Origin of the sequence: Leptonema illini DSM 21528 (assembly GCF_000243335.1) — a bacterium.
Taxonomy (GTDB): Bacteria; Spirochaetota; Leptospiria; order Leptospirales; family Leptonemataceae; genus Leptonema; species Leptonema illini.
The window spans coordinates 866,079-881,364 of record NZ_JH597773.1; the positions used below are offsets into that span (position 1 = coordinate 866,079).

12 protein-coding genes and 1 pseudogene are annotated in these 15,286 nt (G+C 55.0%); 7 read left to right on the forward strand and 6 right to left on the reverse strand.

Annotated elements, in window-relative coordinates; translation table 11 throughout:
* Window positions 1-31 precede the first annotated feature (31 nt).
* Complete coding sequence (locus LEPIL_RS03900) at window positions 32-865, forward strand: hypothetical protein (protein ID WP_002770149.1); 834 nt, start codon at window positions 32-34, stop codon at window positions 863-865.
* On the opposite strand, the gene LEPIL_RS03905 is transcribed toward LEPIL_RS03900, so the two are convergent.
* Together LEPIL_RS03905 and LEPIL_RS03910 are read right to left on the reverse strand one after the other, a co-directional pair.
* A complete protein-coding gene (locus tag LEPIL_RS03905) occupies window positions 866-2,566 on the reverse strand; it encodes a HAMP domain-containing methyl-accepting chemotaxis protein (protein WP_002770151.1) in 1,701 nt (566 codons plus the stop codon).
* An 80-nt stretch (window positions 2,567-2,646) separates the two neighbouring features.
* Window positions 2,647-3,273 (reverse strand): DUF2889 domain-containing protein, encoded by a 627-nt coding sequence (locus LEPIL_RS03910; RefSeq protein ID WP_002770153.1) that lies wholly within the window; start codon window positions 3,271-3,273, stop codon window positions 2,647-2,649.
* A 230-nt stretch (window positions 3,274-3,503) separates the two neighbouring features.
* On the opposite strand from LEPIL_RS03910, the gene cysK reads away from it, so the two are divergent.
* The 4 genes from cysK to LEPIL_RS03930 all read left to right on the forward strand — a co-directional run bounded on the left by cysK (window position 3,504) and on the right by LEPIL_RS03930 (window position 7,488).
* Window positions 3,504-4,496, forward strand: a complete 993-nt coding sequence (gene cysK, locus LEPIL_RS03915) for a cysteine synthase A (protein ID WP_002770155.1) — start codon at window positions 3,504-3,506, stop codon at window positions 4,494-4,496.
* Window positions 4,497-4,585: 89 nt separating this feature from the next.
* Window positions 4,586-5,404: a hypothetical protein gene (locus LEPIL_RS03920; protein ID WP_002770157.1), complete on the forward strand. Its 819-nt coding sequence runs from the start codon at window positions 4,586-4,588 to the stop codon at window positions 5,402-5,404.
* Window positions 5,405-5,438: 34 nt separating this feature from the next.
* Entirely contained in the window at window positions 5,439-6,866 is a 1,428-nt protein-coding gene (gene argH, locus LEPIL_RS03925) for an argininosuccinate lyase (RefSeq protein WP_040918284.1), read from the forward strand.
* A 13-nt stretch (window positions 6,867-6,879) separates the two neighbouring features.
* Entirely contained in the window at window positions 6,880-7,488 is a 609-nt protein-coding gene (locus tag LEPIL_RS03930; protein WP_002770160.1) for a hypothetical protein, read from the forward strand.
* A gap of 251 nt (window positions 7,489-7,739) precedes the next feature.
* On the opposite strand, the pseudogene pcnB reads toward LEPIL_RS03930, so the two are convergent.
* A pseudogene (gene pcnB, locus LEPIL_RS03935) lies at window positions 7,740-9,254 on the reverse strand (polynucleotide adenylyltransferase PcnB); the annotation flags it as partial.
* A 112-nt stretch (window positions 9,255-9,366) separates the two neighbouring features.
* Here pcnB and LEPIL_RS21570 point away from each other — a divergent pair.
* Complete coding sequence (locus tag LEPIL_RS21570) at window positions 9,367-10,359, forward strand: M23 family metallopeptidase (protein WP_002770164.1); 993 nt, start codon at window positions 9,367-9,369, stop codon at window positions 10,357-10,359.
* A 104-nt stretch (window positions 10,360-10,463) separates the two neighbouring features.
* On the opposite strand, the gene topA is transcribed toward LEPIL_RS21570, so the two are convergent.
* The 3 genes from topA to LEPIL_RS03955 all read right to left on the reverse strand — a co-directional run bounded on the left by topA (window position 10,464) and on the right by LEPIL_RS03955 (window position 14,760).
* Entirely contained in the window at window positions 10,464-12,674 is a 2,211-nt protein-coding gene (gene topA, locus LEPIL_RS03945; protein ID WP_002770167.1) for a type I DNA topoisomerase, read from the reverse strand.
* A gap of 222 nt (window positions 12,675-12,896) precedes the next feature.
* Window positions 12,897-13,844, reverse strand: a complete 948-nt coding sequence (locus tag LEPIL_RS03950) for a DNA processing protein DprA (RefSeq protein ID WP_002770168.1) — start codon at window positions 13,842-13,844, stop codon at window positions 12,897-12,899.
* A gap of 1 nt (window position 13,845) precedes the next feature.
* Complete coding sequence (locus LEPIL_RS03955) at window positions 13,846-14,760, reverse strand: tetratricopeptide repeat protein (protein ID WP_002770169.1); 915 nt, start codon at window positions 14,758-14,760, stop codon at window positions 13,846-13,848.
* 82 nt (window positions 14,761-14,842) lie between these two features.
* Here LEPIL_RS03955 and LEPIL_RS21575 point away from each other — a divergent pair, with 82 nt between their 5' ends.
* Window positions 14,843-15,283 carry a GNAT family N-acetyltransferase gene (locus tag LEPIL_RS21575; RefSeq protein WP_002770170.1) on the forward strand — a complete coding sequence of 147 codons (441 nt, stop codon included), beginning with the start codon at window positions 14,843-14,845 and terminating at the stop codon, window positions 15,281-15,283.
* Window positions 15,284-15,286 lie beyond the last annotated feature (3 nt).

Genomic DNA, 15,286 nt, shown 5'->3' on the forward strand with positions numbered 1-15,286 from the left:
AGAGCGAAAAATCCGTCGATCTTCAAATGATATGAGACGGATTGCGATCAGCCTGATTCTGCTTTCAGGATCCCTCCAGGCACAGAACGGACATAACTTCTTCTTCTCAAAAGAGGCGAAAGAAGACGAGAAACAGGTGCTTGAAGCTACCTTTCCCGAAAGCTCTTCTGTCAGTGAAGAGGAGGCCACCTGGCCTGAAAGCGATATCTCGCCCGACTTTCCCGAGCTTCAGATCTTCGACCGGCTTGATCCTGAAAAATCCATGGAAGGCGTAAAAAAGGCCCGCCTGCTTTATCTCGAATCGGTAAAGGCGATCAAAGAAGGCGAGCATGAGGCGAAGGCCCTTGAAGAGAAGATCAACGCCCTTCCCGTCCAGCATGAGTGGCAGCGGCGCGAACGCGAGCAGAGCCTGGCCCGACAGCAATCCCTTGCACGGTTGCGAGCCCGCCGAAAGGCCATCGGATTCACGGTAAAGGCCCTCGAAGCGCTCGATAAAGTGAAGAACCCCGGCATCATGGCCTCTTCTTTTTATAAAGATCTCAAGGCGAAGACGATCCGCCAGTATGTGCGCTTGCAGCTCTCAACGGGTAACATCTCAGGCGTCATTGAGATGATCCATGCCTACTTCGAGCTTAAAGAAAGCCATAAACAGGAATCCGAGCCTTACAGAGTTCTGGCCATCGTCTATCGCAAGCTCGAACTGATGGCACAGCAGATGAAGGCCGAAAAGGAATTCAACGAATACAAACGCCTCAAGAACGAGAATCTTCTTAAATTCACCGAGATGGCCTACGGCAAAGACTCGAACGAGTACGACTATATTCGCGACCAGATCCGGCGCGACATCATGGAACGTCTGCCCTGATCAGGCCGCACCCGCTCTGAAGAACGATATCTTGCGATTGAGCTGCTCGGCCATAGCGGCGATCTCTTTCGCACTGAGAGCGATCTCGCCCGCCCCGCTTGAAATAAGTCCGGAGGTCGAGGCGATCGAACTCACCGTTCGCGCGATCTCGTTCACGGCCATACGCTGTTGCTGCATCGACTCCGTGATCTCTTCGGCCTGACGGCGCACAAGGCCGGCCTCCTGACCGAATAGCTGCACGGATTGTTTCTGCTGCGACGAAGAATGACGCAGCTCGTCCATCATTTCAACGATTGCATTCATGTTCGAAACGATACGGCGCACAACATCCGAGGTCTGCTCGACGTTCTTCAATCCTGAATCAATCTCTGCCTGGTTACCCGAGATCAGGCCGTCGATGTTTTTGATGCTTACCGCCGTCTGCTCGGCAAGCCTCGATATCTGATCGGCGACGACGGCAAAGCCGCGGCCTGCATCGCCGGCTCGCGCCGCTTCGATCGCGGCGTTCAGCGAAAGCAGGTTGATCTGATCAGAGATGCCGTTGATGATCTCGACGATTTCAAGCATCTGACCCGAGCTGCTTCCTATACGGCGCATACCGTCCGTCATACTTGCAAGGGACTGTTCGCCGAGCGACGTATGCGATTGAATCTCGTCGACGGCCGACTGATTCTTTTCCACACGCCCCGCTGCCTCTTGAAGAATATGTAACAGCGCCGACGTGCCTTTATCGAGCCTCTGAATGCGCTCCGTCTGCTCCGCCGCCGACGATACGACCATATCCATACCGGCCGATATCTCTTCTGTCGTCGCCGATATCTCTTCCGTCGAGCCGGCCTGCGATTGCGCTTGATCGCTGAAGTTTTCAGACGCTGCGGTTAACTGCTCCGATGATGCGGCAAGCCGTGAGGCGATCATCTGAGCGTCCGAGATGACGGCGCGCACGTTTTCGATCAACCCGCTCAACGCCTGAAACATCTGAGCAAATTCGTCTTTGCGATTCAGCGGAATCTGAACAAGCAGGTTCCCGGCGGCCAGCTCATCGGTAATGCGAGCAGCGTCGCGAATCGGATCTCTGATAGCGCGAATCAAATAGAGCGAGAGCCCGGCCATAAAAAGAAAGATCAGGAATGCAAATCCCGCGGCCGACCACCAGATCACTTCGATGCCGTGCATGGCGCGACTGTATTCTTCTTCAGAAGAAGTGAGATTCGCCTCGGTGAGCTGATCCATCGAGCCGCGCATCGCTGCGAATTCTTTTGCGTAGGCTCCGTGATAGAGGGAGCGAGCCTCGTCGAAATCGTCCCGCTTCATCAGGGCCAGCAGACGGTCCGTCGACTGTGACCATGCCGGATAGGTTTCGGCGAAGACCTGAAACGGCGGGATGTCGGGCTGACCGGCCTCATGCCAGAGGGCGGCGAATTTATCAAAGCGTTCTTTAACCTGAAGGCGGTTCTCATGGATCTCTTTTTCGAATCCCGATAGGTCGCGAGCATCCAGCGCCTGACTGACGGCCAGCGAAGACTGATAGGCGTCACGATCGGCCTCGATCAGATAATCGACGCTCCAGAGGCGCAGGCGATAAATACTATCGAGATCCCCTCGCACCAGGAACAGGGCGACAAAGAAGAGCGAGAAGCCGACTACGATGGCAATGGCCACCGAAACGACTGAGAGGATGAGGCGAGTTCCGATCTTCATTTTTATCTCCGCTGGACTTTCTGTTTATACGGCGATCACTGGATCGGCCGCTTTTCAGAAGACGCAGGCGGGCAGAAGAATCAAGAGTTTTTCTTTCGGAATTCGCGCACCATCATCTGCGTGATGCCGGGCAGATCCTTGATCTGCTCTCTGTATTCTTGCTTCTCCTGCGACACGCTGAACGAAAGACAGCTGTTGCGCACGTTTCTATCCTTCATCCACCAGTGCCGGCCGAGCTCGATACGATCGTTCAGAGAACGCTCCCCCACATGCATGCGGTATTCGTCCATGTCGGCGGGGAAATTCCGGTCTTTTAAATAGAAGCCATAGGCGGAGTTGAAGTTGCGCACCGCATGTTCGAGCATCTCATTCAGATGCAGGCATCCTTCGGGCCTGGCAAACGGGTATTTACCGATCAGGCCTCGTTCGCTCATATCCTCACCGATCAGGTAACGATAGGTAGCGACGGCAAGAGGGCAGCTGCTGTAGGGGACTCTATTCTCTTCTACGTCGACATCCTCGATCTTGCGGGTTTGCAGATTCACCCTGAGAAAAAGGGCCATATCGTGATACGTATCAAGCAGCCGGGACTCAACGATGGCGTACGAAGGGCTTTGATCGGGGAACCAGAAAACGCGAGTCTCGTAGCGGCGCTCAAATCCGGCCAGCCGATGCCGGATCGCCTCTTTCATATCAGATAAAGCCATGACTGTTTTTTTCCCGGATGCTTATTCAGGAAAGCAAAATTGACAGAGGAGTCAACAAGCCCCGAACTCAGTTCACTGTTACAACATGGTTCCTTTGATGCTTACCTTGCATTTCTGTTTCCATGTCCGCAAAATGAGAAAAAAATACGTCAAAACAGACATTCGGGCAGAAAAAGAGTTGATTAATCCGCCCTATTCCTATATGTTTACTATGAAATCGGGAGGACACCATGCAGGTTTACCAGGATAATTCATACACGATCGGAAAAACACCACTGGTCCGTATTAACAGGATCACCGACGGAGCGTATGCTACCGTCTACGCAAAGATTGAAGGACGCAATCCGGCCTACTCTGTAAAATGCCGCATCGGCGCTGCCATGATCTGGGATGCCGAAAAGAGCGGCAAACTGAAAAAGGGAATGGAAATCGTCGAGCCGACGTCGGGCAACACAGGCATCGCCCTCGCCTTTGTCGCCGCCGCTCGCGGATACCGCCTGACTCTGACCATGCCCGAAAGCATGTCGCTCGAGCGTCGTAAGATTCTCAAGGCGCTGGGTGCGAATCTCGTACTGACCGAGGCGGCAAAAGGCATGAAAGGCGCCATCGAGAAGGCGCGTGAGATCGCCGAATCCGATACGTCGAAATACTTCATGCCGCAGCAGTTTGAAAATCCGGCCAACCCGGCCATTCACGAAGAGACGACCGGCCCTGAGATCTGGAACGATACGGATGGCTCGATCGACATCTTCATCAGCGGCGTCGGAACAGGCGGAACGCTGACCGGAGTTTCGCGCTACATCAAGAATCAGAAAGGCAAGAAGATCACGACGGTTGCCGTTGAGCCGGTTCACTCGCCTGTCATCAGCCAGACTCGCGCAGGCGAGGCCGTAGCTCCGGGACCGCATAAAATCCAGGGCATCGGCGCAGGCTTTGTTCCCAAAAACCTCGATATCAGCCTTGTTGATGAAGTGGAGCAGGTAACGAACGACGAAGCGATTGAGATGGCACGACGTCTGGGCCGCGAAGAGGGCATCCTCGGCGGTATCTCCTGCGGTGCGGCTATGGTCGGCGCTCTGAATCAGGCAAAGAAGCCCGAGAACGACGGAAAGGTCATCGTCGTTGTGTTCCCCGATGCTGCGGAGCGTTATCTGTCCACGGCGCTGTTCGACGGCATGTTCAACGAGGTTGAGGCCGCTAAGGCAGGCGACTCCGTCCTCTGAGGACTTGCTCGAACACCGAAAAACGAAAGAGCCGGGTCATCCGGCTCTTTCTGCTTTACAGCATTGCGCAATGACCGATCATCGAGTCCATGTCTGCAGTCGTTTTTTCACCGATTGAGGTATCGGAACGCCTGCGCGAATACCGCCCCCGCCTCGAAGCAAACTGGAATGAGCTTCTTTCCGGACTTCCCGAGATGACCCGTCAGCAGTACAGGGCCGCTTTGAAGCAGGAACGCGATCCGGCGCGACAGCTGCTCTTTCTCTATTTCCTTTATTGCGGCGCCATAGAGGCCGAAATCCAGTCCCGCGGCAATACCTACTTTCACATGGGACTGCCTCTTGATGCCGATCGAATCCCCCTGCTTGACACGATTGACTCGGGGCCCGGCGATTTTCAGTGCCTGATGCGTCTGCACCGCGGTAGCGTCGATGCGGTCCGGCCGATCTTCCAGAATGAGATCCTGCCGCTTGCACGGCGCATCCTGCTCTATGACACAAGCATTCCCGGGCGGAACTGGATCGACTATCTGCACATTCTCGAATCGTTTGTAGCACGACGCACTCGCAAGCTGCTTGCGGAGGGTCAGCCCGTAACCTTCACGCATTTTCGCTTTCAGAATCTGAATCACTACTTCGGCCTGCTTGGCGAGGCCGGAGCCAGCGAGATGATCCATAACATCGAACTGACGATTCGCTCGAGGCTTCCTGAGGGCGATCTTTCCATTGTGCTCTCACCCCACTCTTATATCGTTCTTTCGCCAGGACGTGAGCATGAAGAGGTCTATCAGCGCTTTCAAGCCATCTACTTCGAGATTAAGTCTCTGATTCTCGACTATGCCATCCTCATCCATACGGTCCATGATCCGGACTTCTCGCTTTTCGACGTTTTTCGCGAACTGAAAATATGATTCTCCGGCTGAGTGCTCTGCATAACGTGGAGCTGTGAGCGGACAACTCTGGCAGGGCAGATCCACAGGCCATGTGGAAGATATTATGATTCGCATGGGCGAATCGATCAGCCTCGATATCGAACTCTACGGCGAAGATCTAAAAGGATCGGCGGAGCATGCGCGCATGCTTGCTCGATGCGGCATCATCAGCGAAGCCGATCTGACGGCCATCATAGACGGACTGCGCACGATACGAAAAGAGATCGAAGCAGGTCAGATGCCGCTGCGGCCCGAGCTTGAAGACATTCATACTCATATTGAAACGCGGTTAAAAGAACTGATCGGCGAGCCCGCCGGCAGGCTTCATACAGCCCGTTCGCGAAACGATCAGGTGGCCGTTGACACGCATCTTTTCGTCAAGAGACGAAGCGCCGAACTGCGCTCCGCTCTGATCGATCTCTGTGATGCCCTGCTTGATCAGGCCCGCAAGAACGTCGACGTCATCATCCCCTCTTACACGCATATGCAGGTGGCGCAGCCCGTTCGCTTCGCGCATCATCTGCTCGCCTATTTCTGGATGTTCCTGCGCGATGCGGATCGTTACGCACAGGCACATCATGGAGCCGATAGCATGCCCCTGGGCAGCGGCGCGGCAACGGGCGTGAATTACGCTACCGATCGCGAGTTTTTACAGGCGGCGCTCGGCTTCGAACGTATGTATGAAAACTCGATGGATGCCGTATCAAGTCGGGATCATATTCTCGATTATCTGTATGCCGGCTCGGTCTTCTCGGTGCATGCCTCGCGTCTGGCCGAAGAGATCATTCTTTTTACGGGCGTGGAGTTCGGCTTTCTCGAACTGCCGGACGCCCTCACAACGGGATCGAGCATCATGCCACAGAAGAAGAATCCCGATCTTGCCGAGCTGACTCGCGGTAAAGCCGGTCGCGTCTCTTCTCTCCTGATGCAGCTTCTGATGACGGTAAAAGGCCTGCCTCTTACGTATAACCGTGATTTGCAGGAGGATCGATTCTCACTTCTCGATTCTGCCCGTCAGTGCAGTATGATCGTCGACGCTCTAACGGCGATGGTCTCACAGTTCGTCGTGCGTCCCGAACGCATTCGCAGATCGCTGGCGCAGGGTTATGCGACGGCTACCGACCTCGCGGACGCTCTCGTTTCAAACAAGGGCATACCTTTCAGGGAGGCGCATCACATTGCCGGGCGCCTGGTCGCCATATGCGCCGAAAAAGGAGTCTCACTTGAAGAGGCATCGGTCGATCTACGTTCCTCGGTTCATGAGGCGCTTGCAGATGACAATTTCTACACAGAGGCCGTCCGCGAAGAGACAAGCGTTGAGCGGAAAGTCAGTCAAGGCGGTACTGCCCGTCATCGAGTGATCGAGCAACTTGATCGCGCCGCCGCAGAACTGGAGAAGCGAAAGGCGATCACGGTGTCGGCACCGTCGCTTGATTTCTGATCAGGAACCGACGATGCAAAAAGAAATCGTTCAGGCCTACGTCGAGCTTTTGCATCAGATCATCCTGGCCGGCGATACGGCCGATCTTCCCGCTATTCTGAATCAGCTTGATGGCCTGAAAGACGGAACCGATGCCATGCTCGGTTCCTTTCAGAAAAAAGGCACCGAGATGCCCGCTTACTGGATATCGTACCTGCGCGTCGTGAAGTTCGCTCAGAACTACAGAGCTTCTTATATGCGGAACTACGATTTCTATATTCGCCTCTACGATCATTTGCGAGGCCTGCCTTCGCGAAACACCGATCAGGAACGTATGGTTCAGGAAATCGGCGAAACGCTGTATGCCATGGATGATCTATCGGGCAGGTTGGATCGGGCCGTTGCAGGGCTTGTCGAGGCACTGCGCAGCGGGATTCTCGAGAACCATAACATCGTCACTGAATCGAGAGATCGCATTCTGGCCTCGAAAGTGGCGCAGAAGGCGATTCGATGGCTGGATGATCCCTATCACGAACTGACGGCCGTGACGACCGAGATCATCGCCTCTCTTGAACATGAGCACTCTCTCTACAGATTGAGCCGCCTCATGGCTCCGCCTGAGATTCAGGACGCTGACAGTTAACCCTCTTCGGACTCTGGCTGCTCGGGCTGAGCGCCGGCAGGCTTCCTGCGTCCTCTGCCGCGACGGCGCCTGCTTCGACCTTTTGCAGCGCCTTCTTTAGCGGCGCCCTCTTTTGTCCCCTCGTTAGCCACCGCCCCCGTTTCAGGCGTACTGACATCGGTCGCCGCCTGATCGGAGGCCGCTTTCACGGAGCTCTCGCGCCTGGCGTTTTCTTTCCGCGAAGTCGGTCGTCCCGTCGGCTGTGCTTCGACGGTTTCATCCTCTGAAAAATCTTCATCGGTTCGCCGCGAGGACCGTCCCTGAGACGATCGCTCAGCAGAAGATCGTCCCGAAGAATCGCCGCGCTGTCGACCCCGGCCGCCGTTTCGACCCGATTCACGCCCGTTCGCTCCGTGTTCGCGCTCTTCGCGGAACTCTTCGCGATCCATACGGCGATGTCGTGCCGGATTATAGAAAAGCGAGATCATGCGGTGCGATTCGGGCGGGCGGCTACGAGGACCGATCTCCCAGAACATGGCGCGCTGCACGGCTTCATCGTCGGCTTCGGCCAGTGAGTGAATCTTGAATACCATGAAGGCTTCGAAGAAATACACCTTCTCGCGAAAGGCGTCGGTACGTCGGTTCTTACGGCGTCCGTCGGTCTCGGATCGAAAGCGTATCTGACTGATGAAAATCTGTAGCAGCCGGCTACGATCTCTCCCCGGAAGCTTCATCTCGCTGCAGGCTTCGTCAAGCCGCGACTTCACGTATTCGGCGATATGCTCTTCACGCTTCCAGCGATCGACGGCAAAAACGTCCTCGACGAGATCACAGAACAGGAGCGCCAGATAGATGTCGACGGTAAGGTCTTCACGTTCCGCCAGCATGCGATCGGCGATGGACAGTCGCCTTCCGAGTGGCGTGTCTTCAAACGGCACGCCCGGCTCGGCTCGCTCAACGGATGCGGCGATGGCCGAGGGCATGAGCGTTTCGAGAAGACCGGTTTCGTACATCGAGCCGAAGATCTTTGCCGATTTTCCCGTTCTGAAAATCTTGAAGTACTCTTCAAGCAATCGGTTGGAGTTAGCCTTCGCTATCTCGAATCGGTTCTTTCGAATGCCTTTTGCACAGGCCGAATGCATGGAAAAACCGAGAAGAGGAGCGAACTTAGCGGCACGCAGCATACGGACCGGATCTTCTTTGAACGAAATATCGGGATCGCCGATAACGTTGATGCGCTGATTCTTCATGTCTTCGAAGCCGCCGGTGTAGTCGATGATGCTTTCGTTCCGGGGATCGAAGTACAGCGAGTTGATGGTGAAGTCGCGCCGTGCCACATCTTCTTTGGGCGTGCCGAAGATGTTGTCGCGCTTCAGATACATATCGTCGGATTCCAGCGAGCTGTCGAGTCGATGCTCGGGCAGAGAGCGAAAGGTCGACACTTCGATGACCTTTCCGCCTCTGAAGACGACGTGCACGAGCTTGAAACGCCGGCCGATCACACGACTGTTAGAAAACAGTTTGCGAAGCTGCGTGGGCGTGGCGTTGGTTACGATATCAAAGTCCTTCGGTTTCTTTCCGAGAAGTAAATCTCTGATGCACCCGCCGACGAAATAGGATTTGTAGCCGTATCGGTTCAGACGGTTGATGACTTTCAGGCCGTCTGGATCCATTTGAGTATTTCGGATGGAATGGAACTCTCGATAAATCCGCTTTCCTTCCGGGTATTTGAGAAAGCGGTCCGGCCCACGGCGGAAGGAGAACCATCCCCTGATCATTTTGAACATTTTGCGATCAAATAGTATGGTACGGCCGGAAATCAAGTAATTTCCGTGGCACCAACGAAAAAGCCCCGAGCTTTTCAATGGACAGACGAGGGGAAAGCGGCGAAGTGTTCCCGTGAATGGCCCCGCAAATCGCCCGGTAAATCGCAAAGAACGATGGCAGTACAGGCTCCAGGAATGGAGAAAAAAACTGCTGCGCCGCCATGAACATGGCTGGAAGGGCGTTTCGGTCCTGATCTACCCTCACCATGCCGGATCGCCCTACCGCATTCGCATCAACTACTACGCTTTGCTTTTTCCGGTCTCCCTTATCGCTATCGTGATCGGGCTCGCCGGTTTTTATGAGGTAAAACGCGTCACAATCGACCGGGATCGGTACGAAAAGCTCCAGACATCAGAAATCCTGCTCTCCAACCACCATATTGTGCTCTCGCAAAAGACCGAGCTGCTACACCGCCTCGAAGAGCAGCGAGACCGACTCTACCGCCTATCGTGGAACCAGAAGCCCGATCCCGATCTGAACGAACATCTACAGCTGAGGCAGGTGGAGGAGAAGATCCTGAATACAGGATCTCGCTTTGATCTCGATCTTGAAAGATACCGTCAGTACCGCCAGCATGCCGATCTGCTGCTGCTTGGAGCCGGACAGGCCGCCCTGAAATCGCTGTGGCACAGGGTTCACATCTACTGGATCACGCCGAAGGGCTGGCCGGTGTATCCCGGAACGGCCTCCATTTCTTCGGGGTATGGCTCGCGTATGGACCCGTTCCTGAAAACCGTCCCGGGAGACTTTCATGGAGGGGTGGACTTTGCCGCTGCCCCGAATACGCCCATCATCGCCACAGCGCCCGGAACGGTTGTACGCTCCGTCGACAAGGATCGCCCGGGATTCGGTCTGCACGTCGTCATCCATCACGGCCTCGGATACCAGACGCTTTATGCACACTGCAACAAGGTGCTCGTAAAGGCCGGCGACAGGGTACAGAAGGGTCAGGTGATCGCTCTGATCGGCCGCACGGGCCGGGCGACGGGCAACCACCTGCATTACGAAGTGCGCTTTGGCCTTGAACGGCCCGTTGATCCCGTCCCTTATATCTCGTTCAAATAAGGGCCGGTCTCAGAACCAGGGGTTTTGAGACGCTAAGATCCCGCCGGGAACGGGCATTACAGGAGATCAGCGGCACAGGCTTCCGTTTGCCTGTGCCGATAACATTATGCCGTTCGGTCTGCGCTCTCTTCGAACGAGCATGAGGAACAACCCAGATAACGTCCTTTCTCTCGCGATGACTTTTCGAGTAACATCTTACCGCAATCGGGGCAGTTTTTCTCAGCATGCGGCTTATCCCACGTGCTGAAATTGCAGTCCGGATAACGCGAGCATCCATAGAACGGGCGCCCTCTCTTCGCCGAGCGCTGCACCACGTCGCCTTCTTCACATACGGGGCAACGACCGAGCGGAATCGAGCGCGCATTGCGACACTCGGGAAAGCCCGTGCAGGCGAGGAAATAGCCGTTGCGTCCGATACGCTTCACCATCGGTCGACCGCACTTCTCGCAAACATAGTCGGTCGCTTCGTCAAGAGCGTTTTTCATCTCGCCGATATGCTCCATCGCATGCTGCACGGTATGATGAAATGGGTCATAGAAAGTACGCAGCATCTCCACCCAGTTCAGATCGCTGCGGGCGACACGATCAAGATTATCCTCCATGCGGGCGGTAAAACTCAGGTCGACCATGTCTGGAAAGTTCTTTACGAGCATATCGTTTACAAGTCGGCCGAGGTCGGTCGGCTTGAAGGCCCGCTGCAATCTCGTAACATAATAGCGCTTGAGCAGCGTCTGGATGGTCGGCGCATACGTAGACGGGCGCCCCACTCCGCTCTCCTCAAGCACCTTCACCATAGAAGCGTCCGTAAAGCGAGGCGGAGGTTGGGTAAAATGCTGTTCGGGCTTCAGATCGGTGAGTTTCACCACGTCGCCTTCGGCGAGCTCGGGCAGCTTTTTCTCGTCTTTCTCGTCGGAATCAAAAACCGTGGTGAAGCCTTTAAACTTCACGATCTTACCGCCGGCACGAAAGATGAAGCGACCGCTCTGAATATCGACTCGAATCTGATCGGCCACCTCATCAGCCATCTGTGAAGAAACGAACTTCTGCCAGATCAATCGATAGAGCCGCATCTGGTCTCTGTTCAAATACGCGCTCAGACTATCGGGCGTGCGCGCCGGATCACTGGGACGGATGGCCTCGTGAGCATCCTGTGCAGACTTTGAGCTCGCATACTGCCGCGGTTCCTTTGAAAGATGATCGCCGCCATACTCTTTTGAAATGAACTCGCGAACGTTTTTCAGGGCGTCGGGGCTTATGCGCGTACTGTCCGTTCTCATATAGGTGATGAGTCCGATGGGTGTGCCGGCTACGTCGATGCCCTCGTATAACTGCTGTGCGACCATCATCGTCTTCTGTGACGTGAAACCCAGCTTATTCGATGCATCCTGCTGCAAACGCGACGTCGTATAAGGTCCTGTAGGCTGACGTCTTCTCTCACGAACCTGCACCGAAGCGACGCTGCAATCGGCCTTCGTCTTTTCGAGCTCGGCAAGTATTGCGTTCATCTGCGCTTCATTTTTGAGTTCGGGTTTCTTGCCGTCGACGAGAGCAAGCGGAGCGACAAAGCTCGCCTTATCCTTCTTGAATTTTGCGTCAAGAGTCCAGTACTCTTCGGGGACGAAGGCGTCGATTTCAGCCTCTCTTTCGCAGATCAGTCGTAACGCTACGGACTGAACCCTTCCCGCCGATAGGCCGCGTTTGATCTTCTTCCAGAGAATGGGAGAGACGTTATAACCGACAAGGCGATCGAGAATGCGCCGCGCCTGCTGGGCGTTGACAAGGTTCTGATCGATCTCGCGCGGATGCTGTACCGCTTCAAGAACGGCGTTCTTCGTAATCTCGTTGAACTCAATGCGCTTGATATTCGGATTCTTCGGCGCAATGGCTCGCGCAAGATGATACGATATGGCCTCGCCTTCGCGATCGGGGTCAGCGGCCAGTAACACCTGACGCGCGCCTTCAGCGGCCTTCTTCAGACGATTCAAGATTGGAGCGCGACCGCGCACGGTAATATACTCAGGAGTAAAGTCGTTAGCCGTATCGACGGCGAGGCGCGACTTAGGCAGGTCGATGACGTGCCCCATAGAGGCTTCAATATGATAATCGCTACCGAGGTATTTATTGATGGTCTTTGCCTTGGCAGGAGACTCGACAATAACGAGCGTTTTGTCTTTATAGAGAGCGGCCGAACGTCGGACGGGTTTCTTGCCCTCACCCTCCTGTGATGCCTTCTTTGAAGCCTTTTTCGACAACTTCTCGGGGCCTTTCGCATCTACAGTGGATTTTTTCTTCGCTGGCACTTTCTTTTCTGACATCAGATAACCTCACTGGCTCGTCAGAGAACTCGAACAGGGGCGAATTCTCCGAACAGGGCCTTGCACTATAAGGAAGAAACATAAACCAGAAGCGACGGTTCCTGTATAGACTTTTTTAGCTTACATGACACATCATGGCAGCCCGGGGGCTTCTCGGTGCTTACAGTCCGCGCAGGCGGGTTCAAAAGTGTAAGTTGCTTCTTTAATTCAGTTTCAATAGACTCAGGCTGCGAAAAGAGTCAGTCTGCTCGCTCCTTCGGCCAGCAGATGACGTGCCCCTTCGTTTTTTCCAACTCCGTAGAGATCCGGATGATCGAAAGCTGCGACATCACGGCCTTCTTCTATTGCAAAGCGAGCGGTGATCAAAGCTCCGCTGCGCGGACCGGCCTGAAAGACGACGCAGAGAGGCGACATGCCGGCGATAATACGATTGCGGCGCGGATACGCAAACTTACGAGGCGGATCGTCGGGAAAGAACTCGCTTACAAAAGCCAGCTCGGCGTTTCGTTCTTCGGCTTCATCAAGCAGATACCGGTTCGAAACGGGCGTGATCATCTCAAGGCCCGAGCCCAGAACGGCAAGCGTCGGTACCCTTCTGTAAATGGATGCTCTGTGGATCCGTTCATCCACTCCCAGAGCAAAGCCTGATACGGTAACAAGATCCACGCCATCCGCTACTTCTCGCTCTTCGGGAAAAAGAGAAGGCTGCGGTAAGCTCTCTTCGATACAGATACGGTACAGCGATGACACCGACGAGGCATCGATAAGGCAATCAGCAAAGCGATCGACGGCTTCGATCGTGATGCGATCGGGATACCGGGTTCCAACGACGGCGACATACGTGACACCGGGTCCGTGCAGCTCCGAACCTTTCCAGAACAACACAGGCGGCGGATCAAAGATTCGCTTCAGCAGGGGCGGGTATGCTTCATCGGAATTGAGCGTTAGTCGAAAGCGCATCGGACGAGATCCCTGGCGCTCGATATACTGATCGGCTCGATCAAGCGCGGCAAGCAACTCCTGCTTTGAGAAGAAGCGGCGCAGAAAAGTCGCGTAGACCTTCAGCGGCTCTTCTTCGGCGACGATAGAAGGCCATCCGCCTGAGCGATAGAGCTTTGTTCGAAAGGGAAGAGCGGCAAAGAAAAGCCCCGTACGAAACAGAGCGCTCATGTCATTTCACCGATTTAAGGGTGCACTCCGGCTTGCCTTCGATACAGAGCTGGAGCTGCTCCATATTATGTTCGGCGCTTCGGAACTGCGAGTTCTGACGGTAGTCGCCGCGTACTTTATTCGATTCAAAGAGTTGCTTTACCTTTTCGGTGATGCGAAGGTTTTCGTCAAAGGCGCCCTGCAGGTCTCCCGTCTCTGCAAGAATATTCGCACGCGCAAAGCGAGCGGGAATATTCGCGTCCTCTCGCTTTAAAAGAGCGTCCAGAAGCTCAAGAGCCCGATCCGTATCGCGATAACGATTCTCGGTCTTTCCGTATAACAGAGCAAGTTGATATAAAAAGCGCCCATCGGAAGGCTTCAACGTCAGCCCGCGTTCGAGCAGAAACAATGCCGTTCTGAAGCGATCCTCTTCCCATCCCATCGTTCGCGATGCGTTTGCATAACACAGGCCCGCGTCAAACAGAAGCTCGGGATCGATTACGTGCAGCTTCAAGGCTCGCTTAAAGTGCGGAAGCGCCTCTTCAAAGATCGCCGATTCGGCCTTCGGTACCTGGCCTGAATGCGATTCGCCTTCAGGCAACTCACCGTTGACGGCTGCCTTATAGTAATCGGCCGCCGCCTCGAATCGGGATTCGGCCATCAATGCCTTGCCGATCTTCCAGGAGAGCTGGCCCTGCAGCTTCCGCTCAGAGACAAGGGCCTGCATGTTTTCATGCATTTCAAGCGCCTTCTCTTCGCTGAGCGCAAGATCGCGCTTCCACATTTCGAGCTCCGTCGCCGAGATCTGCTGTGTGCGTTTTTCGCGGTGCCGGCTGCCCCAGTTGCGCAGCCCGTCTCCTATATCGCAGCTCGATATCAAGAAGAGGCCTGCCGAAAACAGAATGGACGATGTATAAAGGTTACTGGATGCTTTCATGTTCTACCTGCGCGGGTGCGGAAACGTACGATCTGTTACTTCTTTTATCGAGCAAAAACCTCGAAAAAACCGAAAAAAGAGCATGCAGGCCAGGCTTTCGATGCTCACAGCCCTTGAGCGGGATTGTTTTGCGCATCCTTACTCCACACAGCAGATCGAGAGCCTGCTCGGCGATCCCGCTTACCTCGTTCTCACCATCGAGCCGGACGGTGAAGTCGAGACAATTGTAACAGAGGGCTCTCATCCCGTCGGATACCTCATCGCCTACGAGAACCATGCGGAGGGCATGTCGGATCTGCATCGCGTCGCCGTGCTGCCGGAGTTCCGACAGCGGGGCCTGGCGCACAGACTGCTATCGGAATGGGTCATGCGTTCCGGCGGCCGGCGGCTCATGCTCGATGTCGCGGCGAAGAATACGGCGGCCATCGCCCTGTACCGACGCCACGGATTTGTGATGATAGCGACCAGGAAGCGCTATTATTCCGACGGCGACGATGCGCTGATCTTTGAGAGGGCGACGTAACGA